At 49.0% G+C, this 1,873-nt stretch carries 1 protein-coding gene; it reads right to left on the bottom strand.

The window, feature by feature from the left end:
* Positions 1 to 216: 216 nt before the first annotated feature.
* The gene (locus NA637_RS24830; protein WP_256075216.1) at positions 217 to 1,608 is read right to left on the bottom strand and encodes an NAD-dependent succinate-semialdehyde dehydrogenase; all 1,392 of its coding nucleotides are present in this window, start codon (positions 1,606 to 1,608) and stop codon (positions 217 to 219) included.
* Positions 1,609 to 1,873: the final 265 nt, after the last annotated feature.

The following is a 1,873-nucleotide window of genomic DNA, read 5'->3' as shown; positions in this document are numbered from 1 at the left end:
CGACGACATGAAGGCTCAGGAATGCAAGGTAAGAAATTCCGGCGGTTAAAAAACAGCATGTTTTTCAAATCCATGCCGATTTATTGCACCGTGCCACTCCCCGAGGCCTACTGGGCGTTAAGGCTTTATGCGATGCATTGGATAAAGGCGCACAACAAAAAAGCCTGACAGATGATTCCGTCAGGCTTTTGTCGGATCTCGCTATGTTCTAAGGCATTAGAAAGGCGCGTTTATATCAACCACATTAATCAGTTTGTGGTTTACAAACTCTTTTAATCCCAAATCGATCAACTCGCGGCCATAACCTGAGCGGCGAACTCCGCCAAAGGGCAGGTCAGCCTTCACCATAGTCGGGTGATTGACGAACATCATGCCAGTGGAAACCTGATTAGCCACAGCGATACCGCGTTTGTTATTGGCAGTAAACACTGAGCCACCAAGGCCAAAGGGCGAGTCATTAGCGATGGCAATCGCCTCTTGCTCATCCTTGACCTTATGGATTGTGGATACAGGGCCGAAAAATTCCCAATAGTAGGCTGGGTTATCGGGCGTCACATTGGTGAGTATTGTTGGCTGCACAAATGCACCTTGCTGTGGCACTTTAGAGCCAACTTCGGTGGCGGTCGCACCGTGTTTTACTGCATCACGGATCTTCTGTTTCAGCTCATCGGCGGCGCCTTGGGAAGAAAGTGGTGCTAACGTTGTGGCTGGATCCATAGGATCGCCCGCTTTGAGCGCCTCAACGCCCTTGATATAGCCTTCCATAAATTGATCATAAATAGCTTCAACCAAGATCATCCGCTTGGAAGATGTGCAGACCTGACCCGCATTCCAGTGACGGCCGAATACGGCCCAGTCGATGGTTTTTAGTAGCTCGGCATCTTCCAGTACGATAAAGGCATCTGCTCCCCCCAGTTCTAGGGTCGATTTTTTCAGTGCTTTGCCGGCTTGAGCTGCAATAATCGATCCCGCATCTTCTGATCCAGTGAGGGCAACTCCATGCACTTTGGGTGAACTGATGATCTGCTCTACCTGATCTCGAGTCGCATACAGGTTCTGGAAGGCACCCAAGGGCAGTCCAGCTTCCTTCATCAGGCCTTCAAAGGCGGCTGCACACTGGGGCACGTTGGAAGCATGTTTCAGCAGTAGGGTATTTCCGGCTGAAAGCTGTGGTGCCAAAATACGTGCAACCTGATAGTAGGGGAAGTTCCAAGGTTCGATGGCAAGTAATACGCCTAGGGGTTCGTTAACCAGTATTGCTTCGCCCTCGGCGGGATCGCTAACCGGGAGTTTTTGTGGTGCCAGCATTCGCTCGGCATGTTCGACGTAGTATTCAAAAATCTGCGCCGATAGCTCTACTTCAGCCTCAGCTTCAGCGATAACTTTGCCCATTTCTAACGTCAGCAGTTTGGCATATTTGCGCTTGTTGTCTCTAAGAACTGTGGCAGCCCGAGACAGTATTGCGGCTTTTTCTGCAAAGGGAGTGATCCGCCAGCTTAAAAAAGCCTGATGGGCAGCTTCTATCGCCTGTGTAACTTCGGTATCTGTCGCATTTTGAAATTCTTTGATGAGCTCTCCCGTAAAGGGATTAGTCGTTGCATAACCCATATGTTCCTCCAAGCGTTCAACGAATAGGTATTAATGCCAATTCTTGGCATCAGGGCAGAAAATGTTCAGTTTGTAGTGGGATCCTTGCCATGTAGGGGCAACGGATAAAGCCCTGTCTCTTGAATTGTCAACTGCATAAATAGGTCAATAACATCAAGGCGATGCTTAAGTGATTTGTGCAATATGCGCTTATATTGTCACTACTTGCGAGTACAGGAACAATAAACGCCCTTTTCCCCAAAGTCCATGGGTAGTTCACGCCTAG

This window comes from Stutzerimonas stutzeri, assembly GCF_024448935.1.
Taxonomy (GTDB): Bacteria; Pseudomonadota; Gammaproteobacteria; order Pseudomonadales; family Pseudomonadaceae; genus Stutzerimonas; species Stutzerimonas stutzeri_AO.
Note: the sequence above shows the minus strand (reverse complement) of the source record. Positions and strands in the feature narration are given on the sequence as shown.

Bases quoted from the DNA above. Each gene is read 5' to 3' on its own strand.
- NA637_RS24830 (WP_256075216.1), bottom strand. From the start codon at position 1,608: ATGGGTTATGCAACGACTAATCCCTTTACGGGAGAGCTCATCAAAGAA.